Raw genomic sequence first — 24171 nt, 5'->3', positions numbered from 1 at the left:
ATTAAGCAAAATTGTTATCGTAAAAGTGTCCATAGCACCATAGAACTTTAGATTATTGAGTCAGTCAAAATCATTAATTACAGCAACCAGTGCCAGATTGTATGGGAGGACAGGCCACTGAACCATAAGAACAAAAAACACAACAATCTCCCTCTTTGGGTTTTAGTACTTTATTACAATTCTCACAGTCGTAGAAGAATTTACAGGCCGTTGTCGGCATTTCTTCTTCTTTTTGATGCCCACAGTTCGGGCAAGTAAGAGTGGATTTTAAGATAACCTCCATTATTCAATGATTTTGTAACCGGTTTTTCTAATGGCGGTAGCTATTTCATCAGGTGTTACCTTACCCTTGTCATACTTCACCAAAGCACTAGATTTTTCGTAGTTTGCATCTACTTCCAAAATACCTTGCAATTGATTGACTTTGTTTTCAATATGGGCTTCGCAACCTGTACAGGTCATCCCCTGAATGGAATAGTTCAATTCACCTACATTGTTTTCGGATACGTAAAGGACCTTTTTCTTAACGCTTGAGTTGGGAAAGAGCAAATGCGAGTAATAAGGAAACGCCAACATAATACCAGCAAAAATGGTCACCAAAAACAAGAATGTTTTTGATTGGATGAATTTAGGTTTGTCATCATCACAGGCGCAATCAATATCCTGTGGACGTGGCTTTAATTTTTTATACCAGGCAAAACCAAGAATCAAAACGGTCAAACCTACCAAAATAGGCCTATAGGGTTCTACCCAAGAAAAGGTAGAGGCAACACCCGTAGTTCCGGAAAGCAACGCCAAAACAGGAGTTATGCAACATAGAGAAGCTACGATAGCCGAAAACAACCCAGCAAAAGCAGTTCGATTTGATGTCATTGTTTTTTTCATTTTATGCAGTTTTTCTTTCAGGTGCTACATTACTTAAAATAGTAGTCAAAAAAGCTTTATTCTCCTCTGAAATTCGATAAAAGATGGTTTGACCATCTCTACGGGTAGAAATGACATTGACATCCTTCATCTTACGTAAATGCTGGGAAATAGCGGGAACGCTCATTTCCAGAATATCCGCAAAGTCACAAGGGCATAATTCGTTTTCCCGTTGCAGCAGATACAACATTTTAAAACGAACCTTATTACCGGCCAGTGCCATAACCTTACTTATTACCTCGATGGAAGCTGATACAGCGTTCAATTCTTCTTTACAGCGTAGTATTTGAACGTAATCGGCCTCTGCCCTAATGCAGCTAGTTTCAAGTTTCATGGGATGAATTTAGTACAAAGGTATAATAAATTAAGCAAATACTTAAATACGTTTAAATTGATTCTTTTAATTTACCTTTAATGGCAAGTTTGTCCTAGTTATATTTCTAGGATCAACGCAAATATGGTTGATATCGTATGGTCTCCTACTTTGGACCACTCCGTAAACAGTTGTTAAAATTTTATTGGAGACATTGTTCATTATCAAGAAATAAGGTTTTCCCTCAAGTTTTTTACGTTGTGCATACAGACTGTACTCCCTATTGTGTGCCACGGCAGCATCGACAGCCGGATCCAGAAGTTTGAAAAGTTGAGAGGCTTGGCGACCATAGGGAACGCCTGAACCAGACCCTTGGAGAACTCACCAAGTTCAACTACAACCAAGACGGTTCCAGTTCATTTTACATCTGGGATTCCCATGGATTGGAGTTCAAGACCACCAACAGCAATCTCATCAATTTGGTGACCACCCAGTTGCAGAAGACTTTGGAACAGCGGAAGTCGGAGATCGAAAAGGATATCCTGATCTTTGAGCTCTAAGTGATCCAAATCATTTAATGGCCCATCCGAATATTCGGATGGGCTATTTTTTTATGTAAGCCTAATTTATACCAGCAAAGTTGGTCCTAAAGATTACTTGTATGAATATGAGTCAGCACCATTTCATTTTTTGCAATCCAATAGCATTTAAAATAGTCCATAATGCCAAACCTATATTGGCAAAACGCTCCACTTTTTAGCCATCCTAACTGCTCCCAAAATCAGGACAATTACTTGAATATATTGTTCTGCAAACCAAGTTTTCGGGTTGATCGACTTTTTTTAGTGGATCAAACAACTTTGGATGGTTGATGGGTTTGAATGATCGCTTTTTCGGTTTCCATCGCCGCATCACAATCAAATCCATCCGTTTTAGCAACCATTTATCTAAAGCCGAAAAATATGTATTGATATTGCTGGAGATTATCTTATTTGAGTATAAGTAAGGGTTTATCGGAACCAAAAACCAATCTTTTTCTTAGTCCTTTCTCCAATACCCGCTCAAAAAATCCGTGTTCCCTGAAGAGTAGCACCAGCAAATCTATTGGGTTTTCCCTTAGAAACTTGTTGATGCCTTCTTCAGTATCTTTATTTTGGAAAATGTTGAAGGTGAATTCCCTTTGGCCCAAAAGGTTTTTATAATATGAAAGCACTTCATTTTCTTTTAAGGGAATATCCTCCTTGTCATTCGTAATTTGTACGAGATGTAAATTGGCAGTAAATGTTTCCAGCAACTTGATCAATAGGTCTTTATCAGCCTCATTGCCCAAACTGTCCCCGTCCAGTGCCAAGCCCAAATGTTCAATAGCATCATACTTTGTGCTTTCTGGAACAACCCATACCGGGCAAGGTGCATTACGACTTACTTTTTCAGTCACGGTGCCCACAAAAAATTCTTCCATCGGGGAGTCTGCTCCTTCGGTCCCCATAATGATGGCGTCAACATTTTCATCTTTGGCAGTTTGACAAATAACATCTACGGTCGCGCCAAAATCAACGAAACCTTTGTAATCCTTGGATGCGAGTTCCGGAAAGCTTTCGAGATAATCCTTGAGTTTTTGTTTGTTTGATTTTTCCTGGGATTCACGGGCTCCCGAAATCGGAGCTGCCATGGTTCCCATTCCCATGGGAGTGCTCGATGGATATGCCACGGTGTAGGCGTGAACAAAAATCATTTTTGTCGTTAGTTGCTTCGATAGGCCGATAACATAGTTCACCGTATTTTTTGCTACGGATGTAAAATCTACTGGAACCAAGATTGTTGTTGTTTTCATATCGCTTTGTTTTTGTTACGTTTCAATAAGAAGGTAAAAGAAATATAGAATGGCCTCTAAAAAGTAAAGGAGGAGAAGTACTATGAACATTGCGGTAAATATCAACATACATGAGACTTTGTCTTTCTTCGTTATTCCTCCATTCATGGGTTTTCTATCTTTTTTCGCAAGCCTTCTCTCCCTTCTGTTCTTGGACATATTCAATAATTTTGATGGCTGTCCACCATTTATTCAGCCCCAGCTTTGGAGCATCTTCAATGACCTTAACAATCTGTTCGAACCCGAACGCGTCCCCAGGTCGTCGATCCCAATACTATTGCCCAAATCTGGATATTCATTGTTTTTTGGTCATCATATTTCTAATCCTAGGCTTTCTGAAGCTACTTCGACAGTTTCAATATTCTTAAGGCGCCCCGCATCACAAACATGAAGACGATGCCACCAATTATCAAATCGGGCCATTTGCTGTTCAGAAAATAGACCAGCACACCTGCAACTATAACACCGCCGTTCACAATGATATCATTGGACGTAAAAATGGCGCTCGCCTGCATGTGGGCCTCTTGGCTCTTGGTTTTGTTGATGAGCCAGAGGGAAATCAAATTACCTGCCAATGCGAAAATTGAAACTATGATCATCCATTGGAACAAGGGCGTTCCAGTATCGCTGAAAAACCTACGCAGTACTTCTGAAAAGCCCAAGAGGGCCAATCCCATTTGAAAATAGCCGCTGATTTTGGCTATATTTTTCTTGCGTGACATGGCTGCGCCTACAGCAAACAAGCTCAGGCTGTAAACGATGGAATCTGCCAGCATATCCAACGAATCCGCCACAAGTCCCATTGAAGAGGAAATCCAACCAGTGGTCATTTCGATAACGAAAAAGCCAAAGTTGATGCCCAAGACCCACCAAAGCATTCTTTTTTGTTTGGATTGTTCTTCCATTACGGGCGGTTCGGCTTCTATGGTTCCCTCTAGGGAATCCCCAAGTTGTAAGCTGGCTATGGACGTTTGTATCTCCTTGGTGCCGTCCAAGTGATATACTTCCAATTTTCTGTTGGGAATATCAAAATCCAAGTGTTTTACTTGTGTATGGGACTCCAACTTCATCCGAATCATCTGCTCTTCTGAAGGGCAGTCCATTTTACTGATTTTAAAAGTGCTTTTGTTCATTAATATACTACTGAATCAATTATATTTCAGGGCTTCATTTTTTTATGCGACCCTATATATCTTTCCAAGAATGACTTTAGGCTATCCAAATATTCCACGAACGGGTTGACGGAAATCTAAGGTGTTTCACAATCACGGATTGTAATGGGATTTTCATCAAGATATTGGTATAGTTCAGGATAGTCCTGCTCAATTCTCAATGTAAATTCGTTAATTTCCTTGGTCAACTGCTGAAGCTTCTTCATCCTTGTTATTTTTTCTACAACTTTTACATACCCCTTTTAATACCAGGTTAGCATTGCTCACTTCATAATCATCAGGCAAGCTTTTTTCTGATATTCTATCCGGCAGACATAGTGTTTTTCCACATACGGTGCAATGAAAATGCATATGTAAGTCTTTATCGTGTTTGTCTATGTGACTTCTATCAGAAAGTGCATATTTTGCAATGTATGTTCCATCATCAATCTGATGGACCAGACCTTGTTCCATAAAGAGGTTGATAGTCCTATAAAATGTTGTTTTATGGACTGTTTTCTTGTTCACGCCTTTTTGGGCAAAAGTTTTTTCCATCTCGACCAAGGATACCGCACTTTGTCTCCGCTTAAGATATTGATACATCTTGACCCTCATCACAGTGGGTCTGATGCCGAGCCGTAAAAGTGTTTTCTCAGTAAGCGTCATTTTACATGGGGATTAAAACCGTGCCATCCATATTCTTATTTTCCATTGTAAGCCAATAAGCGCAAGGCATTGAAAACGACCAATAAGGTTGAGCCTTCATGTATTACCACCGCGATTCCGATATTGGCGAACCCGAATATGGTAGAGGGAATAAGCAATGCCACAATGCCAAGGCTAACCCATAAGTTCTGCTTTATGATTGCTTTTGCCTTTCGGCTCAGGCCAATGGCAAAGGGTAATGTCTCCAACTTATCGCCCATAAGGGCAACATCGGCGGTTTCCAAGGCCACATCGCTTCCTGCGGCACCCATCGCAATACCTACGGTACTGTTTGCCATCGCAGGTGCATCATTAACGCCATCACCTACCATCGCCACCTTGGACTCCTTTTTCTTTAGTTTTTTAATGGCATCCACCTTTTCTTCGGGCAATAGACTGCCCCAGGCATCGGTCAACCCTATTTCTTTGGCAACGGCATCGGCCACTTTTTGGTTATCGCCCGTAAGCATAATCATTCGTTTGATACCGATTTCCTTTAATTTTTTAAGGGTTGCCTTGGCGGCTTCACGAGGGGTGTCCATTAGGGCGATGATGCCTACGTATTCTTCATTCTTCCTAACGAGCATAGTCGTATTGCCCCCCCCTTCAAGACCACGGACTTTTATTGTTATCTCTTCGGAAGGCGAACTCTCATCAAGCCCTTCATAGAGGTCAAGGTTCCCTATATAGATTTTATCATCGCCCAAGGAAGCCTTAATACCCTTGCCCAGTACGGCTTCCAAATCGGAAGCATCGGGTATTTCGCCACCTTTCAGGCGCTCCTTGCCATCTCGGACCACGGCTTTTGCCAAAGGGTGGTCACTAAGGTTTTCTACCGCTACGGCTATTTTTAATAGTTCATTTTCCGATAGTTTCCCAAGGGGGACCACTTCTGTGAGTTTAGGCTTTCCTTCTGTCAGGGTGCCTGTCTTGTCAAATGCCAGGGCGGTGAGTGTCCCCAAGTCTTCCAAAGGTCGCCCCCCTTTGATCAACACTCCGCCACGGGCGGCCCTAGCCACCCCGCTCAAAACCGCACTCGGTGTCGAAATCGCCAATGCGCAGGGGCTAGCGGCTACCAGTACTGCCATTGCTCTATAAAAACTGGCGCTGAACGGCTCGTCTATGACCAAAAAAGCAAAAAGCAATAGTACGACCAGTACCAGTACGGAAGGCACAAAGTACCTTTCAAATTTATCGGTAAGCAACTGTGTGGGCGATTTTTGGGTCTGCGCTTCATTTACCAACTTTACCAATCGGGATAGCGTTGAGTCCTTTGCCTCCTTGATCACCTTTATATCAAGGGTGTTGTTACCGTTAATGGTTCCCGCAAAAACACGGTTTTCGTCCTTTATATCATCTTCCTCTGAATAGTCCCTGTCAATATCTTGAACGGGAACTTTATCTACCGGTACACTTTCCCCGGTTATGGGAGCTTGGTTGACACTGCTTTCTCCATCGACCACAACACCGTCAGCGGATATTTTACTGTTTGGCTTGACCACAATGATATCGCCAATACCCAACTTTTCGATTCCGACCTCTTCGGTCCTGCCATCTTTTTTCAGCAAGGCGGTTTTTGGGGCCAAATCTGCCAGTGCCGCGATGGATTTTCGTGCCTTCTCCATTGCATAATGCTCTAGGGCATGCCCCAAACTGAACAGGAACAATAGGAGTGCACCTTCTTCCCATTCACCCAGAATAGCTGCACCAATGGCGGCCACCAGCATCAAAAAATCGATTTCAAAACCACCTTTGGCAACAGTCTGGACGGCCTCTTTTGCAGTAAAATAACCGCCAAAAAAATAGGCTCCTATATACAGGGATAAGCTTACCCAATCCGGAACTGCCGCTAGGTAGGACAACCCAAAACCTATTCCAAGAATGACTCCGCAAATTAGGGCAAAAATAAGTTCGGTGTTCTTTCCAAAAATACCGCCGTGTGCATGCACATGGTCTTCGCCCTGTTCATCAACATGGTCCTCACCCTTTTTGTGAACGTGGCCTTTGCCATTTGCTTCAAGGTGTTGTTTTTCCTTTTTATTCTGAATAACCCTCGATTTTTCTTCGCCGTTGGATACTTCCATTTGTTGTAAATACAATTCTGTGCCAATGGACGGATCAATAATGGACAACCCTTGTTTTTCTATTTTCTTTTGAATGGCCCCAAATCCTGTAATGCCCTTATCAAATTCCACATGTATCATTCCAGAAGCGGAAACGGAAACTTCGAGTACCCCATCGACCTCCTTGAGGGCTTTCTCGATGGTTCGGGCATGGCGGGTGTGGCGTATGCCATCCACGGCTATCAACCTATGCCCAAATTTATTTGAGATTTGGGCACCGGTTGTTTCTGCCAGGGACTGTACCCTATCAAGGGAAATGACATCGGGGTCGTAATGGAAACAGAGTTGAGGAACACCGTTCGCTTTTTCATCGGATACGTGCACATTATCAATGCCCTCTCGTCCTTTCAGTTTATCAATGAGCCTATTGACACAGGCATCTTTTTCGTCCGGCACCTGGGGAAGGATTACGGGAATCTTTATTTTTAGTTTTTTCATGTCCTTAGTTGTTTTGTATCCAGTTTTTTGCTTTTGCCTTATCTTGAAAACCAAAATATTTGACTTCTGAACCAGTAAAGAAATCCATGGCTTTGACGGCCCATTCCTGCCATTTTTTTTCGCCTACAAATGCCATTTTACCGTATTCCGATATATGTGCGGTATCTACTTTTAAATCTGCCCATAAACCTTTTGGGCCATTACCGTGAAATTCTTCCAGTTCAAAGTAAAAATGTACCTTATGGCCTTTTTTGGTGATGGTGTGGATCAGCGGATGGATTTTTTCTATATCCCTCTTTGTGATTTTGCCCTTGATTTTGGCGGCAATTACGTTTTCTTTTTCTATGTTCAATAGCTGTGTCATTTTTCACTTTTTTATCGGATTTATATCAACTTAGGTGCATTTCCATATAATCCAGAGCTTCAGATAATCCTATTCCCGGGAACCGTTCCCAGTGCTGGTCAAAAAATATGGGCGGCCACCCGGATTTGAACACACGGTTTTACTGATTTAGGCACCTAACACAAGAGATTTCCTTTTTTGTTTAAAACATCAGTGCGATACTGCTTCCCCTTGTGCCGAACAGGACATTTTTCAAGGTTTGGTCCATAGCCCCAAACCCCATGATTTGTCGAAATCCTTCTTAGGACAAATGCCACCAGTTGCCGCATCGCCACCCAGGCCATAATGCAACAGGGAAATGCCCAATGGTTGTGCCATAAATATGCCCGCTATAAATCCAAGCGCAATAGCAATGGGAAGTCCTTGGTTGTCCAGTACTTCGTTTTTGAAATCACTTTTGTCACTAAGCAGTTTCATTATCGATTATTTTTTAATTTTCCCAAAACAACTTTTTTTTGCTGTTCAAACTCTTTTTCTCTTAATTCGATTCACGCCAACCCCCGGATTTTTATTGTGTAATTTTTTTTGTTTCTCCCTGGGACGATAAACATCCAGATACCCCCCGACATATCCTATGTATTTATGGGTAATCTGATTGTATATTATAGTTTTTACATTAAAATTAATTGAACTGTTTTTAATTGTTTTTTTTCTCTATCCATTCTTTGGCCAAATCTTTTTCACTGGGTCCGAAGAATTTCATGTGAGCCCTTGTAAAGGGTGTCAAAACCTCCGTAAACTGTTCGTGCCATTTTTCATTTCCTACCAATGCGACCCGTTTTAGACGTTCCTCATTCGGAAGTTTAAGAACAATATCATTCCAATATGAGCTTGCAGTCCATGCCTTAAAATTTTCCATCTCAATATACCAGTACACTTTGTTGTGTGCCTGTATATGGTCTTTTAGTTGAAGGATCAAATTTTCATGATCCGTAGCATCAAGTCCATTTCGAGCTACCATATAAACTTTACATTCCTTTTTATAGATCGTCACCATTGTTCCAATTTTTAATTAAAATGTTACTCCAGGCCATCATTGCATTTCCCACAGACTCCCTTTGCCACAAGATTGATATCTTCTGCCACATAGCCTTCGGGCAGGTTGATCTGTGGGATTTTATGATCCGTCAGGCACACCGTTTCCCCACAGCTATTGCAATGAAAGTGTAAATGGAGGTCGTTACCGACCTCACATTCACAATCTTCCTCGCATAGTGCATATTTAATGACGCCTGTTCCATCTTCGATTTGATGCACGATGGCATTTTCTTCAAAGGTCTTCATGGTACGAAAAAGCGTGCTCCGCTCCGAACGTTCAAAATGTTTTTCAAGTTCGCCCAAGCTAACGGCAACGTTCAACTGCGCCAACCGTTTATAGGTTATCAGGCGCATTGCCGTCGGGCGAATGCCCCTGCTCTCCAACTTTTTCACTATTTTTTCCATTGGTTGTAAACAGTTTAATGGTCGTAACGTTTTAAGGATTCCCCGGTCTTTATCTGGAAAGCATCTTCAATGTTGGACAGATAGATTATACCATCACCAGGATCGGGCGTCCTGCCATTTTTAAGAATGATGTCTATTGCCGTTTGGGCCTCCTCGTTCTGGCAGACCAGTTCCACTTTTACCACGGGACTGTCCGTCACATGAAAATCAAGTGAGGGTTTGGCACCTTTTGCCTTGAATGCCCCGGTCCCTTCGGCCTGTGATAGGGTCATGCTCTTAAACCCATTATCGCTGAGGGCTTCAATGACCCGTTGTATCCTGTTCGGTTTTATAAATGCTTTTATTTCTTTCATCTTTTTATCTTTTATGATTTTGACCCGGGACTGTTTATTTTTAACTAACTAAGGGGAAAACAGACCCGGAATCAAAACCTTTGATGGTTATTGAATTAATGTCCGTGTTCGAGTTCGCCCTTGACCATTTCAGAAGAAAGGGTATAGGCCCCAACGGTGACAACCTTAATGTTTTTGGCCATTTCTGTAGGAATATTGATTTCAACAAAACCAAGGTCATTTATGCCCGTGCTTACAGGAATTCTTTTAAATTTCGTCCTATTCCCCTCAGTTTCTCCATCCTCTTCTAAAATAAAAATGTATGACTGTTCGGCTTCCTTAACGATAGCTTCCTCTGTAACGGCATATCCAGATTTTTCCCCTTCAGTAATCCTGCCCTCAACATACATTCCCGGAAGAAGGTCGCCATTTTTATTGTCTATATCGGCGTGAACGTGCAATGCCTTAGGGTCTTCCTCGAAAGTCTTACCGACGGAATGGACCTCTGCGGTCAATAGTTCATCAGGTTTAGAGGCCACTGTAAAAATTATTTTTTGTCCCACCTTTACCTTCGGAATATCTTTTTCATAAACTTTAAGGTCCAAATGGATTTTTGAATTATCGCTTACAGCGAACATCTTGGACTGGGGCGCAACATAATCGCCAAGGCTTACCATTACCTCATCCACATAGCCCGAGATAGGTGTTGTTATTGGGATGGCAGAGTAGATTTCACCTTCTTCTACCTTGGACGTGTTAATTCCCAATAATCGCAGTTTTGCCTTTAAGCCGTTAACACTAGAGGAGGTGGAACGAAATTTTGATTGAGCCATCTGGAATTCCTTTCCCGAGGAAACACCCTTGTCGAACAATGTCTTTTTCCGCTCAAAATCCTGCTTCAGGAACACGAGTTCGTCATTTTTTTCCTGATATTCCTGCTGCATACTTATAATATCCGGATGTTCAAGATAGGCAAGTACCTCGCCCTTACGTACTTTATCTCCTTCTATTACCTTGATTGACCTCACGTTACCGCCCATGAACGGACTGATATTGGCCTTGTCCTGGGGGAAAAGTTCGAGCCTTCCGGTAACCTTGATATTATTGCCGAGATTACGTTTTTCCAATATTTTGGTCTCAAGTCCGATAGTTTCGATTTGGTCATTGGTCAGCACTACCACGCCTTCCTCTTCCTCATGATTTTCACCGCCTTCACTGTGTGCACCTTCCTCACCCTTCATATTTTCGGCGGCAGTGCTTTCTTCATTATGTCCCAATTCTGAATTGGGCTTGTCGTTGCAGCCCATTGTCAAAAGGCCCATAAATATGATACTTGTTATCGCTATATTTTTCATTTCTTTTTCTTTTGTGGATTATAGGTTGCCCAATTGGTATTGTAGTTCAATGAACTGCTGGTTGTACTGATATATAAACTGTAAATGATTTTGTTTTATCCTGATGGCACTGTTGAGAATCGTGATATAGTTTACATAATCAATCTCACCTTCCATAGAGGCCAGTTCTGCCGTGGTAATTTGTTCCTCGGCCAAGAGCAATGCGCCTTCCTGATAGTAATCAAGTGTTTTTTGCGTTTTTTCCAAGGATTTTATGAGCTGTGAGACTCTACTTTCGGTCACTGCTTTTTGTTCCAAATATTGATTTTCTGCCATCATGGCTTCGGCTTTGGCCGCCTTTACCCTTGATTTTTGCGGAAAGAACCAAAGTGGTATACTGATCCCGGCCTGATAGGTGTTAAAACCTGATACATCATCCACAACCTGCCTTCCATACGTTAAGTTGAACTTGGGCAGGAACTGCGCTTTTTCCACACCGATGTTTGCTTTGCTAACTTCAGCATTTTGCATGGTATATTGAAGCATGGGATTGTTGGTTACGGAAGTTGAATCCAAGCGGCCTATAAAATCCATGGGTTCATAGGGCATTTCCACGGTTTCTATTTCCTGGTCAATGCCCAGATACTGCTTCAGTGCCCTTTTCGCAATTTCAATATCGTCGTAGGCCTGTTGTCGCAATACCTGTATTTGTTGATATTCCGAAGAAGCAGAAATAAATTCAAGTTTGCCGGTCTCCCCGGTATCATAGCGCAATTGTGCCGCCGTCCTAAAGTTGGCATAAACACTGTCCAGCTGTTCCGCAAACCGCAATTGTGCCTTGTTGAAATTGATACGGTCATAGGCCTGCATTACATTTCGGATCAACTGCTGCTCATTGACCGCATAGAATGTTTCGCCCAACTTGACACGTTCCCTATAGAACCTCGATTTTGAAAAACCTGAAAGCAGATCTATATTCCCTTGTTGTACGCCAATAGTGGTCTGTACACCGGGTAGGTCATTGCCGAACTCTTCCTTTCCGGTAAACACCTGTGTATTTCCCAAATCGAAGCTAGTACCTTTCAGCGCCTGCTCACGCGCAATAAAGGCTTGGCTTTCCTTAAGGGAAGGATAATTTTCCTTTGCCATGGCGATGGCTTCTTCCAAAGTGACGACTTGGCTCATCCGGCCGTCCTGGGCACTTACCGAATTTGGGGTCATGAAACCTCCCAAACTGAATAACACCAGAAGAATCGTTGTACTTTTCTTGATGTAACTTGTGTCGCCTCCATTGTTTTTACGTTCTTTGCGCACCTCCAGCCAACTGTAAAGTACCGGGATCACCACCAATGTCAAGAACGTTGCCGAAATCAAGCCACCAATAACCACCGTTGCCAAAGGCCGTTGCACTTCGGCACCACCCGAGGTGGATATGGCCATTGGTATAAAACCCATAATGGCGGCAGTTGCCGTTAGGAGTATGGGACGTAACCGCTCGTGGGTGGCCTCATATATTCTATCTTTTAAATTTGTCATTCCGCTTTCTTTTAATTCATTGAATTTATTGATAAGGACAAGCCCATTTAATACTGCAACCCCAAAGAGCACGATAAAACCGACCCCTGCGGAGATACTAAAAGGCATGCCTCGTACCAATAATGCAAAGACTCCACCAATGGCCGCCAATGGCACCGCCATGTATATCATTATCGATTGTGAAAACGAGTTCAACGCAAAATAGAGCAGTATGAAGATGAGCGCAAGGGCAATCGGCACTACTATCATTAAACGGTCTGACGCCCGTTGCAGGTTTTCAAAAGAACCGCCATAGGTCACATAATAGCCAGGTGGAAGCTTGACCTCGGCATCCAATTTTTGTTGAATTTCCTCAACCATGGATTTAACATCACGCCCCCTGACGTTGACCCCCACAGATATACGGCGATAGGTATTGTCCCTTGAAATTTGCATAGGTCCGGGCTTATAGCTGATGTTCGCAACCTCTTTAAGGGGTACTTGATTGCCGTTTGGCAAATCGATATAGAGATTTTTCAAATTGTTGATATCCTGTCTATATTCTTTGGCCAATCGAATGACCACGTCAAATCGCTTTTCACCTTCAAAAATTACGCTCGCCTTTTCTCCGGCAAAAGCGGCACTGACATAATCGTTCATTTTATCGATGGTCACTCCGTACTGTGCCATTTTAGGACGATTATATTCCACGGTCATTTGAGGCAAGCCGCTGGTTGCTTCAACATTTATGTCAGCAGCACCGGGAACAGTCCTTATCACTGCTGCAATTTCCTGTATCTTATCGGCCAGCACACCAAGGTCTTCTCCATATAGTTTAATGGCAACGTCTTCCCGGACCCCGGTCAAAAGTTCATTAAAACGCAGTTCCACGGGTTGGGTAAACACAAAGTTCACACCTGGGATCACGGCTATTTTTTCCTTGATTTTTTCGATAAGTTCCTCTTTGCTTTCGGCACTCGTCCATTTGCTTTTATCCTTTTCAAGAATGATATAGCTATCGGCAATATCCATGGGCATGGGATCGGTAGGTATTTCTGCGACCCCAATACGCGATATCATTGTTTTAACCTCTGGGAATTGACCAATGATATTTTGTAGTTTTTTGGAAGCTTCAATGGATTCGGTAAGGCTACTGCCGGGTTTTATCAATGCCTGCATGGCTATATCGCCCTCGTCAAGTTTAGGGATAAATTCGCCACCCATATTACTAAAGATAAATCCGGTGATCAACAACAATGCGACCGCGCCCATAACAACGCCGGCTTTGAAACGAAGTGCAAAGGATAATAAGGGTTTGTATGCTTTATTGAGACCGGACATAATTTTATCACTGAATCGGTCTATACGGTTCTCGAATTTTGCAAACCAACTATTTTTGTTCTTTGCCGGCTTTAGAAACATGGATGAAATCATTGGGACATAGGTAAGGCACAGAATAATTGCACCTAAAACCGCAAAACCAAAAGTAAATGCCATGGGACGGAACATTTTGCCCTCAACCCCTGTCAAAAAGAGAATCGGTGTAAATACAATAAGGATGATCAATTGTCCAAAAAATGCAGAGTTCATCATAGTGCTGGCAGACTCATATGCGATTTCATCCATTTCCGGTTGCTCAATGATCTTGGTCGACTTTTTCATCCGTTGATGAATATGGAACACCATCCCTTCTACAATGATCACCGCGCCATCAACGATGATACCAAAGTCTATGGCCCCGAGGGACATTAGGTTTGCCCATACCCCAAATTGTTTCATTAAAATAAAGGCGAACAACAACGATAAGGGTATAACTGATGCGGTAATCAATCCACCCCTTAGGCTTCCCAATAAAAGAACAAGTACGAATATTACAATCAATGATCCTTCAATAAGATTTTTTTCGACCGTGCTCGTGGTCCTCGCAATAAGTTCGCTCCTGCTTAAAAATGGTTCGATATAAACCCCATCTGGCAGCGATTTTTGAATTTCCGTTATGCGCTTTTCTACATTTTTAATGACATTACTGGGGCTTTCCCCTTTGAGCATTAAAATTTGCCCTCCTACGGATTCGTGCCCATCTTGGGTGAATGCACCATATCTTACTTGGCTTCCGTAGCCAACCCGCTCCGCAACATCCCTTACCAATACGGGTGTGCCATTTTGAGAAACGACAACTGTGTTTTTCAAATCCTCGATACTACGGGCCAATCCTTCCCCGCGTATAAAGTTCGCTTGATGGTTTTTTTCAATATAAGCACCACCTGTATTGGCGTTGTTCACTTTCAGGGCCTCAAAAACTTGACCCATTGTAATCCCAAAACTTTTAAGTTTATCGGGATTGAGTGCCACTTCATATTGTTTTACATAACCTCCAAAGGCATTGACTTCAACAACACCGGGAACCAATGCCATCTGACGTTTTACCAACCAGTCCTGGATGGTACGCAGTTCCATTGCATCATATTGCTCTTCGTAACCCTCTTCCACCTTTAGGGTATATTGGAATATTTCTCCCAGACCAGTTGTAATGGGAGCCATAAATGGGGTCCCAAACCCTTCAGGGATTTCCTCACTGACCTCTGCGAGCTTTTCCTGTACGAGTTGTCGTGGCAGGTAGGTCCCTGCCTCGTCCTTAAAGACAATGGTGACCACGGATAGGCCGAACCTGGAGACGGAACGGAGTTCAACAACATCAGGAAGATTGGCCATGGCCAGTTCTACGGGATAGGTGACAAATTGCTCGATATCCTCTGTGCCGAGGTTTGGCGCGGTGGTTATCACCTGCACTTGATTGTTTGTAATATCGGGTACGGAACCCAAGTTTATAGTGGCCATGGACCATATGCCCGTACCGACCAGTGCCACTATAAACAAGCCAATAATAAACTTGTTATTAATGGAAAATGAAATGATTTTGTTAATCATGGAAATATATTAATTCAGTTAAACTTTTGATATATGCCAAACCCATGGCGTACATCGAAGTGATGGAAACCTTTGGTAGGGGTTCAAAAAGGATAGGGTTATCCTTAAACTGAATTAAACTTTTGGGGGTTGGTAAAGCGAAGGGGTGAAATCTTTGCCATGTTTATCAAAATGTACAAAGCTTTCATTTGAAATATCTACTTGAATCGGTTCAAATTCAAGAATGCCAAAATCAATGGTATGCACATGGCAGCAATGACACTGGCAAAAGGGTGAACAAAGCTCACCATCCTGACTGTGATCACCATCAAAATCCACCACTGAAACGACTTGGGAATCGCCATTGGCCTGCACCGAGTCGCCACAGGGCACTATATTGAGTGCCAAGAAGTAAAAGGACAATATGACGGTTAAAACTTTCACATTGCAAATATATGAAATTACTAATGCAACGCTTGTGCAAAGTTATAAAGGGAGGGTCAACTTAGGTGATAAACAGCCAAGTGGTCTATCGGCGACTTTTAAAAATACGATGAAATCCCAAAAATAAAACCTCCTGTCCTTGCAGGTTCATTGTTCAAAATATCCTTTTGTCTTTGGATGCGATAGTTGAGGCGGAATACCGTCTGTGGGGATGGCCTGAAACTGATGGCCGGCATGATGCTCCAGATCTCATCGCCGATTTCGTCCCCCGTCTCGTTAAAGGTTCCCACGTTCCAATCGACGTATTCAAACCGGCACGCCAGGTTCAGGGTGGCGTTGTCCCAGCCCAACATTTTCCGGTCCAGGACAGGTTGGACAATGTCCAAAAACCCGCCGTGCTGTTTGCTCCCGTATTGTTGTGTATAAGTGTTGGGGATATCCACCTGTACCCAGGCCCATTCACCTGTAAGATAGGTGTTCAGCTTTGGCAGCGTGTTGTTGTAATCAATGGCATAGACATTGACCCTTCTTTTTTTGTCCAGTTCAATACCATCATCTTCAAAAGTGTTGTAGATGCCTCCCATATAGGACAGCCCGATCTCACCGAAGGTATTATGTCTTATCGCTATTTTGGCCGTGGTCAACGGTGTGCCACTTGCCGATTCCTCAAACCGTTCCCCGTTTTCCTTGGCGGCGGGCAGAAAGGTCTTGTTTTCCGAATTGTCAATGATCGAGTTATCGAACCCTCCCGAAAGATACAGTTCATAGCCGAACATCCAGTCCTTGCGATAGGTCTTCCCAAACAGGCCGAACCCGGCATTGCTCCATGTAGCGGGAAGCATCTGTGTGGCAGGGATGGGCCTGTCGGTAAACTCCCATTTGGGGCCGTCATGGTTTTGGTTAAAGGCCCCTATGGGATTCATGATGATCCCCCCCCGAAGGTTCAGCAAAGGGTGGAACTCCACATCCAAGGAGGCAAACTCTATGGCTATTTCCTTACCGCCTTCCTCAAACTCCAACTCGCTCAGGAACTTGAGTTTTTTGCCAATGGACGAGGATACGAACAGGGTCATCCTGCGCATTTGGAACTGATGCCCCTCGGAAACCCCGTCCGTTCCCAGGTGCTGCCAATTTGCTTCCACATAGCCGCCCACGGAAACAGGGACCTTTCCAAAGCTCAAAAAAGGACGGTCGTAGACTGCATCCATATTGAGGCCTTGTTTTGTTGTATCTAACTGGGCTCTCTTGATAAGGGTGGAGTCTATCTGGGCCTGTAACGCTGTTGCAAATAACAATAACAATTTGGTAATGAGGTGTTTCATGCTTTTTTTAATGAGATAAGGATGTTTTGGTCGGTTATCTGCACCGGAAAGGACCTCAAGGCTTCCTTGGCAGGTCCTTGGATCACATTTCCTTTGTTATCAAATTCGCTGCCGTGTGCGGAGCAGACCAATTTATCGCCATAGGCGTTCAGTTCGTTCCCCTGATGGGTGCACCGCAGATAGAGTGCCGTATACTCCGTTTCCGAAAACCGGAATATATAAATGGGAAACTGCAATTGCCCGTTGTCCACAATCAGGTATTCAACGGCTTTTTCGCCTTTCATGAAATCCGTCCTTTGAATTACAAGATGGTCCCTGACAATAGGGGCGGTAATGCTTTTTGTAGTAACACAGCCTTGGAGCAGTATCGCCATGGAAGAGACCCCAAGACAGGCACATCCACAGGTCTTTATGAATTCTTTTCTATCCATTCTATAGGGATTCCAAAAATTTAATAAGGTCGTTTTTCTCGGATTGGGTCAGGCTCTGGTATTGGTTTTTGCTATTTTCAGCCTCACCACCATGCATTAGGATGGCCTCTTCAATGCTATGTGCCCTGCCATCATGCAACAGGAAATATTGCCCGCCCTGGGTTGTGGGCGATAGCCCAAGCCCCCATAACGGAGGTGTACGCCATTCAGAGGTTAGGGCACTGCCCTCGGTATAACCATCATCCAACCCAAGCCCCATATCATGCAACAAAAGATCCGTGTAGGGTTGGAATGTCTTACGGGAGAGCGCCTCGATGGGGGAATACCCGGTTACCAGTTCCGGTCTATGGCATGAGGCACAGTTTATCCGGGAGAAAAGCGACTTTCCGTTCTGAACCTGTGATGCTTCCTGGTTTCTGGGTATGGGAGCCTTTAGGGTGTTCAAGTACGCGACCACGTCCCGGATGGTCTTATCCGACACCTCAGGGTCAATCGTCAGACCGGAATACACATCCTTTGGGTCGAAGGAAGAGGCAATACCGATATCCTGGTTATAGGCATCCACGGTCTGTTGCAACAGGTCATATGCCGCCGCTTTTTTTCCGAAGCGGTGGATATACTTTCCGTCCTGGGCTATCGCATTGTCCAAAGGATCCAGATATTCTTTCAATGTTCCCCAATTGGGAACGCCGGATATCCCATCGCCGTCATCGTCATTGGGATCCGACATGGCCATGATGTCGGCATCGGTCACGTACTGCAAAAAGCCAAGTCCGGTAACGGCCGGAGGTGTGAACTTTGAAAAAGTGGCCCCATTGGGAACCGTCTCCGGCTCATATCCCGGCAACGCCCTGTTCTGTATCTGCGGGCCTCCCAAGTGCAAAAACTGGTTTCCGGTGGCATCCGTCTGTCCAAAACGTGTAAGGGTTGTAAACGGGGTGCCCTTTCCGTCCCCGGCATGGCAACTGGCACAGTTTGTGGCCACAAAAAGAGGTCCCAATCCCGATCGGGAAGTGAATACATCGTCGTTGAACGCAATGTCCCCCGCTAAAAATTGTGCATTTTGTGCGGAGGTCAGTCCCCCCAATGGGCCATCGAGAAGTTCTTCTTCAAGAGGGGCAACGGGTTCATATTTATCACAGGATCCCAACAACAGTCCAAGGACCAAGATTTTGGGAAATAATTTAAGTTCAAGTAACATTCCTTGTCCAATTAAAAACTTAGAGGGGTAAATGTAATAAAGTTAGTTATGACTAACAAATTATTTTTAGATGTATAAAATATGAAATAGGGAAGACTTAATTTAAGCTAGTTCCAAGGAACTCTCTTACCGTTGATGGCTGCAAGGACGATGGTAAGGGGTTGTGTCGTTTAGGTCGATAAAAACGTTTATAAGGAATGGTTTCACTTACTGGACAAGTCCTTGTCCGTGACCAATATTTTATCCCCGACCATTTTGGTCAGGGTCTCTCTTTGTCCTTGACCATAGGAAATGGATAAGCTACCATCGAAAGGTTCGACGGAAATGACCTCGATTTTAGTTTCCAAGGACAGACTCTTATTGTTCAGGAACTTTAAAAATTCCTCTGAAGAACTCTCCACAGCTTTAAATATCACCTTCTGTCCCTTTACACATTCACTAAGTTTATAATACTGTTTTCCTTGTATATTCCCATTGATGTCAGGAATAGGGGATCCATGGGGGTCAAAGGAGGGATACCTCAGAATTTCGTCCATCTTTTTGAAGAATATGGGCGATTTTACATGCTCTATTTGTTCGGCAATGTCATGGACTTCCTCCCAGCCAAACCCCATTATTTCCACTAAAAACATTTCCGTGAGGCGATGTTTACGGATAATGTGCATAGCTTCATTTCTCCCCTTTTCGGTCAATCTAACGGGTTTATATTTTTCATAATGGACCAATTTTTTTTCAGCTAGCTTCTTGATCATATTGGTAGCTGAGGGCATTTTTACGCCCAACCGTTTGGAAAGTTCGTTGACATTGACCTCTCCCTTATCATTTGACAGGGAGAACAGTGCTTTCAGATAATTTTCTTTTACCAAGGAGTCCATAGGGCAAATATAACAATCAATATATGCCCATAACAAAAGTTTTAAATGTGTCTGGAGCAGAGATGGGAGGATATTGAAAATGGTATGAGGTAAAAACCTTTGCCGTAATATTGCAAACAATTTTTGCTCAAACAAATCATTCTTGAAAGCCAAGTATACAAACTGTTCGACGGGTAAAGGATGCTATAGGGCCATTGTACCAAGTCCATTTTGCTATACAACAGGTGGGTGTTATATGCATGTCCCTAATTTCCTTTCAATTTCTCGGCGCATAGTAAATTATGCAAACACCCAATAAAGCGATCAAGGCACCGACAATATCATACTTGTCAGGGGTGTAATTGTCAAACTTCATTGACCATAGGATCGACATCACAATGAATATTCCGCCGTAAGTTGCATAGACCCGTGCAAAATTGGAGGTCTGCCAAGTTGCCACAACACCATAAAAAGCAAGTGCAAGTCCGCCCAAAAGGCCGAACCACCAAGGTCTATCCTCCCGCAACCATAGCCAAATGAGATAACCGCCCCCTATTTCGCAAAGCCCTGCAAGAATGAAAACAGGGATCGATCTTACCACTTCCATTACAGTCCGAGTTCTGAATGAACATAGTCTTTCGCACCTTCCGGTCCCGTCAGTTCCAGCCAAGCTTCGCTTTTGTCCCCACTGATGGAAAGGCCAAAAATGAAAAAAGAACAGCACGCCCTTTCCGTCTTAATGAACTCGGAGAGTTGGTCAAGTACCTTGTCGGTTCCTGGAAACTGGTAAGCGTAGCCATCTTCCAATTCTTTTTTCATGAGCACTTGTTCTTTCAAGTCCTTCAGTACGGTTTCCTTTCGTTGTAGTAGTTCGGGTGTGGTCAGTTTACAGGAAAGTTCTTTCGTTCTGTTCCTTGCTTTGATTTTTTTCATGTCAATTGATTTATTTCCCCCGTCGGCCATTGCCGGTGGTTTTGGGGACGATTTTTTTTCTGGATTGTTGCAACCTGTCAAAGTCAGGGCTGCTGAAAGCAGTAGCATGGGTATTGGTTTCATTCCTATTTTTTTAAGGTATCTTTACAAATATAGACCGTGGAGTATAGTCAACGGTCAAGGGAAATGTGGATTTTATTTTTAAAAATTATGCAAATTGGCCAATTATCCAAGAAAACAGGGCTTTCCCGTGATACCATACGCTTTTATGAAAAGAAGGGCTTGATACCGACAGCCCTTAAACAAAATGAATTCAACAGTTATAAGAATTATTCCCATGAAACCTTGGAAAAACTTCTCATCATCAAGAAAATGAAAGGCTTTGGGTTTACCTTAAATGAGATTTCCGACTTTTTGGGGCTAATGGAATTCAATACAGCTTCGTGTGAAAATGTATCACAAAAAATGCTTGAAAAAGTCAGGTTGATCGATAAAAAAATGAAAGAGCTGAATGAAATGAAGAGCCTGATCATTGGAAGTCTGGATTCCTGTGCGCCAGAAGAAAGCAAATCGACAAGCTGTCCCTTGGTCTCAGTGAATTTTTAGTTGAACGCTCAATTTTTCAAGCTTGCATATAACTTCTAACGGAACCCTGTTCGGTTGATATTCTCCATTTGGTGGTACACGTTTTAATGATCCTCTAGCCCATCAATCCGATTAAAGATGCCCTGCATTAAAAATTATTTAACACTATCAATCTTCTTCGAAAGGTAAGCCCGCAAACTGTTTGCCGGACAAGGGACGGCATAAAGCCGTTCCCCACGGTCACTTTTTATTCCGTTTCCTTGCCGCGCCAAAAATTTGTCTTGCGCTTGGTGCCATGCTCAAATATTGTTTAACATAAATCCAATGATCATGGAAACAAAAACAAAACAAAAGCAGACCAAGAAAGCCACCGCAACCAAACAGGAAACCGTCCTACAGGTGCAGTACCTGGACATCAATTCGATCATTCCCGACCCCTTACAGCCCCGAAAGACCTTTGACGATAGCAGTTTGAAACAACTGGCCGATAGCATTGCCGAACACGGGGTATTGCAGCCCATCACGGTCAGAACCTCCAACAAGGGTTACATCATCGTCATGGGCGAAAGACGGTACCGTGCCAGTAAACTGGCGGAACAAAAGACCATTCCCGCCATCGTTCGGGACTTTGTAAATAACGATGTGCTGGAGGTACAGATCATCGAGAACCTACAGCGAAGGGATGTGGAACCCACGGAAGAGGCTGAGGCCATTGCCTATCTAACGGACAGGTACAGCCCAGAGGATATAGCAAAACGTCTGGGACGCACCGAGAACTTCGTAAGGCAACGGTTGAAATTGGCAGGATTGATCGAAGGCTTCAAGGCATACGTTAGGAGCGGGGAGATGACCATCGGTCTGGGAACGGCCGTGGCGCTTTTTGAACCCGAAGAGCAGCAGATGCTATTGGAAAGTCTGGAGGGTGAATTCAGTGCCCACAGGGTAAAACGGATGGTGGACGGGCATACCTTTGACCTTACCAAAGCCCCGTTCGACCTATCGGACAGGACATTGCTCCCCAAGGCAGGGGCCTGTACCGTCTGTCCGTTCAATGCCGCGAACCAGGGTAACCTTTTTGGTAACGGCAAGATGGTCTGTACGAAAACGGCCTGTTTTGTGAACAAAAAGGCCAAGACCCTGATGAACCTTATCAAAAACTGTAAAAAGACCGGGATGCTATTGGTGCCCAAGATATCCCGTTACTGGATGGACGAGGAGCGAAACCAGTTGATTATGGCCCAGATGGAAAAGCAGGGACTTAAGGTGCAATTGCCGGACGAACTGCATATCATCGAGAAGCCCATCAAACCCACATTGGAATCCATTAAGGAAGAGTTCGGCCATTGCGATTATAGCGATGAAGAACTCAAGGAAGAATTGGATGAAGCCCTAAAATCCTACGAGGAAGACAGGAAACTATACGATGGAGCGGTTGATAATGGGTTTCAAAAGGGCGTATTGTTCCATACGGACTCTTACAGGTCTGAAGAGATTTTCGTAAAGGTCAGGGAAACCAATATGTCGGAAGACGATGTGCGGAGTACACCCTTGGAAAAACGAAAGATGTCTGAATGTTCCCCCGAGGAACAGATCATCAAGATCAATGCCCGTGAAGAGCGCAAAAAACAGATAGAACACAACCGGCAGTTCAAGGAAGTGGTGGAGATGGTACGCGGTACGGATTACATCAACACCAAGGAGGAACTGTCCGTGGACGAAATGGTGGCCTTTTCCATCTCCCTGTATGAGAACAATGTGGGCTATTACAACCAGTTGGACCATTTTCCGGGATTCTTCGGGGATACGCCCGACAAGACCCGTGAAGATATCGTTGCCCAGTTCAGGAAGACCTTCAAAAAGGAGACCCTCAACAAACTGGTACGGTTCCTGTTGACCCAACAGGTACATCTTGGAGAAAGTAACCATGTGAACAACCTGACCAACTGTTCTTTTTACATTGCCATGCAGACATACCATAAGGACGACATTGTCCAAATAGAAAAATCCTATGACATGGCACGCAAAAAACGTGAGAAACGGTTAAAGGAACGGGTCAAGGCCTTGGAACAACAGGTCGAGGCCACCAAGGATTAGATGACCAAGATATAGGATAATGAAAGGGTTCGGGAAACCGAACCCTTCTTTTTTTATCGCTGTCCAACGGGATTCAATAGTCAATGGATACCTCAGGGTAGTCCACCTTATTTATGATTTCGGGATAATTGGAATCGATAGTCCTACTGTATAGGTCCTTGGTCACCGGATGGGCCTCCAGTTCCCCTTCCCAGAGATCATCATCAATGAGATCTTGAACGTCCGATTCATTGTTGCCATTATGTAACCAAGCATCCAAGTTTTCGTCATCCATGATGACGGGTCGCCTTTTTTTTTCATTGTGGATTTCCTCGAACATAGGGGTGGCGTCCTTGGTGAGGACGGAAAAGGTCCTTCGCCCATCGGCGGTGTTGGTGTAGATGCCGGCAAGATATATGGGATCACCATTTTTACGTCTGAAATAGAAAGGGACCTTAAAATCCTTGCCCTTGACCTTCACCTTGGTGTTGTGGGGCTCAAAGAACCCGTCCACGGGAATGATGCAGCGTTGGTTCTCCCAACAGTACCGGTATACAAAATGGTCAAAGAGCTTTTCGGATTTTGCATTAAGCCCACCAAAGGTCTTCGGGTTCTTGAAATACTCTGTATAATTTTCCTGCTTTTCTTTTGAGGGCATGATACCCCACATCGCAGGGAGCAGGTTGTTGGGCTCTTCTTGGCCCAAGGTCCACATCACGGGATGGCTCCAGCCGTTGGCATGGAAATAAATGAGTTCAAGGTCGGTGTCAATGTCACCGTACATGGCCTTGACGGAGAGCAATTTCTCCAGTTCTTTCCGTTCCCGGGTCTGTCTGGTAGAGTAGCACATCTTGAGGTTGAATTATG

The 24171-nt window shown here is 43.8% G+C and carries 26 protein-coding genes; 2 read left to right on the top strand and 24 right to left on the bottom strand.

Annotated elements, in window-relative coordinates; translation table 11 throughout:
* Positions 1–73: 73 nt before the first annotated feature.
* The 23 genes from PY092_RS18035 to PY092_RS17925 form a co-directional block, all read right to left on the bottom strand.
* Positions 74–283, bottom strand: coding sequence for a GDCCVxC domain-containing (seleno)protein (locus PY092_RS18035; protein WP_163627790.1), 210 nt, complete (start codon positions 281–283; stop codon positions 74–76).
* Positions 283–885: a mercuric transport protein MerTP gene (merTP, locus tag PY092_RS18030; RefSeq protein ID WP_163627788.1), complete on the bottom strand. Its 603-nt coding sequence runs from the start codon at positions 883–885 to the stop codon at positions 283–285. Before merTP ends, PY092_RS18035 begins: the two co-directional genes overlap by 1 nt.
* A gap of 1 nt (position 886) precedes the next feature.
* Complete coding sequence (locus PY092_RS18025; protein WP_163627786.1) at positions 887–1258, bottom strand: ArsR/SmtB family transcription factor; 372 nt, start codon at positions 1256–1258, stop codon at positions 887–889.
* A gap of 395 nt (positions 1259–1653) precedes the next feature.
* Positions 1654–1806 (bottom strand): hypothetical protein, encoded by a 153-nt coding sequence (locus PY092_RS18020; RefSeq protein ID WP_163627785.1) that lies wholly within the window; start codon positions 1804–1806, stop codon positions 1654–1656.
* Between the two features lie 419 nt (positions 1807–2225).
* Entirely contained in the window at positions 2226–3071 is an 846-nt protein-coding gene (locus PY092_RS18015) for a universal stress protein (protein WP_163627783.1), read from the bottom strand.
* Positions 3072–3086: 15 nt separating this feature from the next.
* On the bottom strand, positions 3087–3269 hold the full coding sequence (locus PY092_RS18010) for a hypothetical protein (RefSeq protein ID WP_163627781.1): 183 nt from the start codon (positions 3267–3269) through the stop codon (positions 3087–3089).
* A gap of 182 nt (positions 3270–3451) precedes the next feature.
* The gene (locus tag PY092_RS18005; protein WP_203532481.1) at positions 3452–4243 is read right to left on the bottom strand and encodes a cation efflux transmembrane domain-containing protein; all 792 of its coding nucleotides are present in this window, start codon (positions 4241–4243) and stop codon (positions 3452–3454) included.
* Between the two features lie 210 nt (positions 4244–4453).
* On the bottom strand, positions 4454–4927 hold the full coding sequence (locus tag PY092_RS18000) for a Fur family transcriptional regulator (protein WP_163627777.1): 474 nt from the start codon (positions 4925–4927) through the stop codon (positions 4454–4456).
* A gap of 35 nt (positions 4928–4962) precedes the next feature.
* Positions 4963–7527, bottom strand: coding sequence for a heavy metal translocating P-type ATPase (locus PY092_RS17995; protein WP_163627775.1), 2565 nt, complete (start codon positions 7525–7527; stop codon positions 4963–4965).
* A gap of 4 nt (positions 7528–7531) precedes the next feature.
* Positions 7532–7891, bottom strand: coding sequence for a SpoIIAA family protein (locus PY092_RS17990; RefSeq protein WP_163627772.1), 360 nt, complete (start codon positions 7889–7891; stop codon positions 7532–7534).
* A gap of 231 nt (positions 7892–8122) precedes the next feature.
* Positions 8123–8347: a hypothetical protein gene (locus PY092_RS17985; RefSeq protein ID WP_163627770.1), complete on the bottom strand. Its 225-nt coding sequence runs from the start codon at positions 8345–8347 to the stop codon at positions 8123–8125.
* Positions 8348–8567: 220 nt separating this feature from the next.
* Positions 8568–8927, bottom strand: a complete 360-nt coding sequence (locus PY092_RS17980; RefSeq protein ID WP_163627768.1) for a SpoIIAA family protein — start codon at positions 8925–8927, stop codon at positions 8568–8570.
* 23 nt (positions 8928–8950) lie between these two features.
* Entirely contained in the window at positions 8951–9373 is a 423-nt protein-coding gene (locus tag PY092_RS17975) for a Fur family transcriptional regulator (protein WP_163627766.1), read from the bottom strand.
* Positions 9374–9387: 14 nt separating this feature from the next.
* Complete coding sequence (locus PY092_RS17970; RefSeq protein WP_163627764.1) at positions 9388–9726, bottom strand: P-II family nitrogen regulator; 339 nt, start codon at positions 9724–9726, stop codon at positions 9388–9390.
* Between the two features lie 95 nt (positions 9727–9821).
* On the bottom strand, positions 9822–11060 hold the full coding sequence (locus PY092_RS17965; protein WP_163627762.1) for an efflux RND transporter periplasmic adaptor subunit: 1239 nt from the start codon (positions 11058–11060) through the stop codon (positions 9822–9824).
* An 18-nt stretch (positions 11061–11078) separates the two neighbouring features.
* Positions 11079–15482, bottom strand: a complete 4404-nt coding sequence (locus PY092_RS17960; RefSeq protein ID WP_163627760.1) for a CusA/CzcA family heavy metal efflux RND transporter — start codon at positions 15480–15482, stop codon at positions 11079–11081.
* Positions 15483–15596: 114 nt separating this feature from the next.
* Complete coding sequence (locus tag PY092_RS17955; protein ID WP_163627758.1) at positions 15597–15905, bottom strand: DUF6660 family protein; 309 nt, start codon at positions 15903–15905, stop codon at positions 15597–15599.
* 98 nt (positions 15906–16003) lie between these two features.
* On the bottom strand, positions 16004–17227 hold the full coding sequence (locus tag PY092_RS17950; RefSeq protein ID WP_163627756.1) for a hypothetical protein: 1224 nt from the start codon (positions 17225–17227) through the stop codon (positions 16004–16006).
* Positions 17224–17658 carry a QcrA and Rieske domain-containing protein gene (locus tag PY092_RS17945; protein ID WP_163627754.1) on the bottom strand — a complete coding sequence of 145 codons (435 nt, stop codon included), beginning with the start codon at positions 17656–17658 and terminating at the stop codon, positions 17224–17226. Before PY092_RS17945 ends, PY092_RS17950 begins: the two co-directional genes overlap by 4 nt.
* Position 17659: 1 nt before the next feature.
* Positions 17660–18859: a di-heme oxidoredictase family protein gene (locus tag PY092_RS17940; protein ID WP_163627752.1), complete on the bottom strand. Its 1200-nt coding sequence runs from the start codon at positions 18857–18859 to the stop codon at positions 17660–17662.
* A 203-nt stretch (positions 18860–19062) separates the two neighbouring features.
* Entirely contained in the window at positions 19063–19734 is a 672-nt protein-coding gene (locus PY092_RS17935) for a metal-dependent transcriptional regulator (RefSeq protein WP_163627750.1), read from the bottom strand.
* A gap of 256 nt (positions 19735–19990) precedes the next feature.
* Positions 19991–20320, bottom strand: coding sequence for a YnfA family protein (locus tag PY092_RS17930; protein WP_163627748.1), 330 nt, complete (start codon positions 20318–20320; stop codon positions 19991–19993).
* Complete coding sequence (locus tag PY092_RS17925) at positions 20320–20769, bottom strand: hypothetical protein (RefSeq protein ID WP_163627746.1); 450 nt, start codon at positions 20767–20769, stop codon at positions 20320–20322. The genes PY092_RS17930 and PY092_RS17925 overlap by 1 nt, the downstream gene beginning before the upstream one ends.
* A gap of 87 nt (positions 20770–20856) precedes the next feature.
* Here PY092_RS17925 and PY092_RS17920 point away from each other — a divergent pair, with 87 nt between their 5' ends.
* Positions 20857–21252 (top strand): MerR family transcriptional regulator, encoded by a 396-nt coding sequence (locus PY092_RS17920; RefSeq protein ID WP_275617161.1) that lies wholly within the window; start codon positions 20857–20859, stop codon positions 21250–21252.
* A gap of 309 nt (positions 21253–21561) precedes the next feature.
* Positions 21562–23325 carry a ParB/RepB/Spo0J family partition protein gene (locus PY092_RS17915; protein WP_275617160.1) on the top strand — a complete coding sequence of 588 codons (1764 nt, stop codon included), beginning with the start codon at positions 21562–21564 and terminating at the stop codon, positions 23323–23325.
* 73 nt (positions 23326–23398) lie between these two features.
* On the opposite strand, the gene PY092_RS17910 is transcribed toward PY092_RS17915, so the two are convergent.
* A complete protein-coding gene (locus PY092_RS17910; protein ID WP_163627740.1) occupies positions 23399–24154 on the bottom strand; it encodes an SOS response-associated peptidase in 756 nt (251 codons plus the stop codon).
* Positions 24155–24171: the final 17 nt, after the last annotated feature.

This window comes from Flagellimonas yonaguniensis (genome assembly GCF_029193885.1).
GTDB lineage: Bacteria > Bacteroidota > Bacteroidia > Flavobacteriales > Flavobacteriaceae > Flagellimonas > Flagellimonas yonaguniensis.
This window is presented reverse-complemented; position numbering and strand designations above follow the sequence as displayed.

Coding starts and splice junctions, on each gene's coding strand:
- PY092_RS18035 (WP_163627790.1), bottom strand. CDS start 283: ATGGAGGTTATCTTAAAATCCACTCTTACTTGCCCGAACTGTGGGCAT.
- merTP (WP_163627788.1), bottom strand. CDS start 885: ATGAAAAAAACAATGACATCAAATCGAACTGCTTTTGCTGGGTTGTTT.
- PY092_RS18025 (WP_163627786.1), bottom strand. CDS start 1,258: ATGAAACTTGAAACTAGCTGCATTAGGGCAGAGGCCGATTACGTTCAA.
- PY092_RS18015 (WP_163627783.1), bottom strand. CDS start 3,071: ATGAAAACAACAACAATCTTGGTTCCAGTAGATTTTACATCCGTAGCA.
- PY092_RS18010 (WP_163627781.1), bottom strand. CDS start 3,269: ATGTCCAAGAACAGAAGGGAGAGAAGGCTTGCGAAAAAAGATAGAAAA.
- PY092_RS18005 (WP_203532481.1), bottom strand. CDS start 4,243: ATGAACAAAAGCACTTTTAAAATCAGTAAAATGGACTGCCCTTCAGAA.
- PY092_RS18000 (WP_163627777.1), bottom strand. CDS start 4,927: ATGACGCTTACTGAGAAAACACTTTTACGGCTCGGCATCAGACCCACT.
- PY092_RS17995 (WP_163627775.1), bottom strand. CDS start 7,527: ATGAAAAAACTAAAAATAAAGATTCCCGTAATCCTTCCCCAGGTGCCG.
- PY092_RS17990 (WP_163627772.1), bottom strand. CDS start 7,891: ATGACACAGCTATTGAACATAGAAAAAGAAAACGTAATTGCCGCCAAA.
- PY092_RS17985 (WP_163627770.1), bottom strand. CDS start 8,347: ATGAAACTGCTTAGTGACAAAAGTGATTTCAAAAACGAAGTACTGGAC.
- PY092_RS17980 (WP_163627768.1), bottom strand. CDS start 8,927: ATGGTGACGATCTATAAAAAGGAATGTAAAGTTTATATGGTAGCTCGA.
- PY092_RS17975 (WP_163627766.1), bottom strand. CDS start 9,373: ATGGAAAAAATAGTGAAAAAGTTGGAGAGCAGGGGCATTCGCCCGACG.
- PY092_RS17970 (WP_163627764.1), bottom strand. CDS start 9,726: ATGAAAGAAATAAAAGCATTTATAAAACCGAACAGGATACAACGGGTC.
- PY092_RS17965 (WP_163627762.1), bottom strand. CDS start 11,060: ATGAAAAATATAGCGATAACAAGTATCATATTTATGGGCCTTTTGACA.
- PY092_RS17960 (WP_163627760.1), bottom strand. CDS start 15,482: ATGATTAACAAAATCATTTCATTTTCCATTAATAACAAGTTTATTATT.
- PY092_RS17950 (WP_163627756.1), bottom strand. CDS start 17,227: ATGAAACACCTCATTACCAAATTGTTATTGTTATTTGCAACAGCGTTA.
- PY092_RS17945 (WP_163627754.1), bottom strand. CDS start 17,658: ATGGATAGAAAAGAATTCATAAAGACCTGTGGATGTGCCTGTCTTGGG.
- PY092_RS17940 (WP_163627752.1), bottom strand. CDS start 18,859: ATGTTACTTGAACTTAAATTATTTCCCAAAATCTTGGTCCTTGGACTG.
- PY092_RS17935 (WP_163627750.1), bottom strand. CDS start 19,734: ATGGACTCCTTGGTAAAAGAAAATTATCTGAAAGCACTGTTCTCCCTG.
- PY092_RS17930 (WP_163627748.1), bottom strand. CDS start 20,320: ATGGAAGTGGTAAGATCGATCCCTGTTTTCATTCTTGCAGGGCTTTGC.
- PY092_RS17925 (WP_163627746.1), bottom strand. CDS start 20,769: ATGAAACCAATACCCATGCTACTGCTTTCAGCAGCCCTGACTTTGACA.
- PY092_RS17920 (WP_275617161.1), top strand. CDS start 20,857: ATGCAAATTGGCCAATTATCCAAGAAAACAGGGCTTTCCCGTGATACC.
- PY092_RS17915 (WP_275617160.1), top strand. CDS start 21,562: ATGGAAACAAAAACAAAACAAAAGCAGACCAAGAAAGCCACCGCAACC.
- PY092_RS17910 (WP_163627740.1), bottom strand. CDS start 24,154: ATGTGCTACTCTACCAGACAGACCCGGGAACGGAAAGAACTGGAGAAA.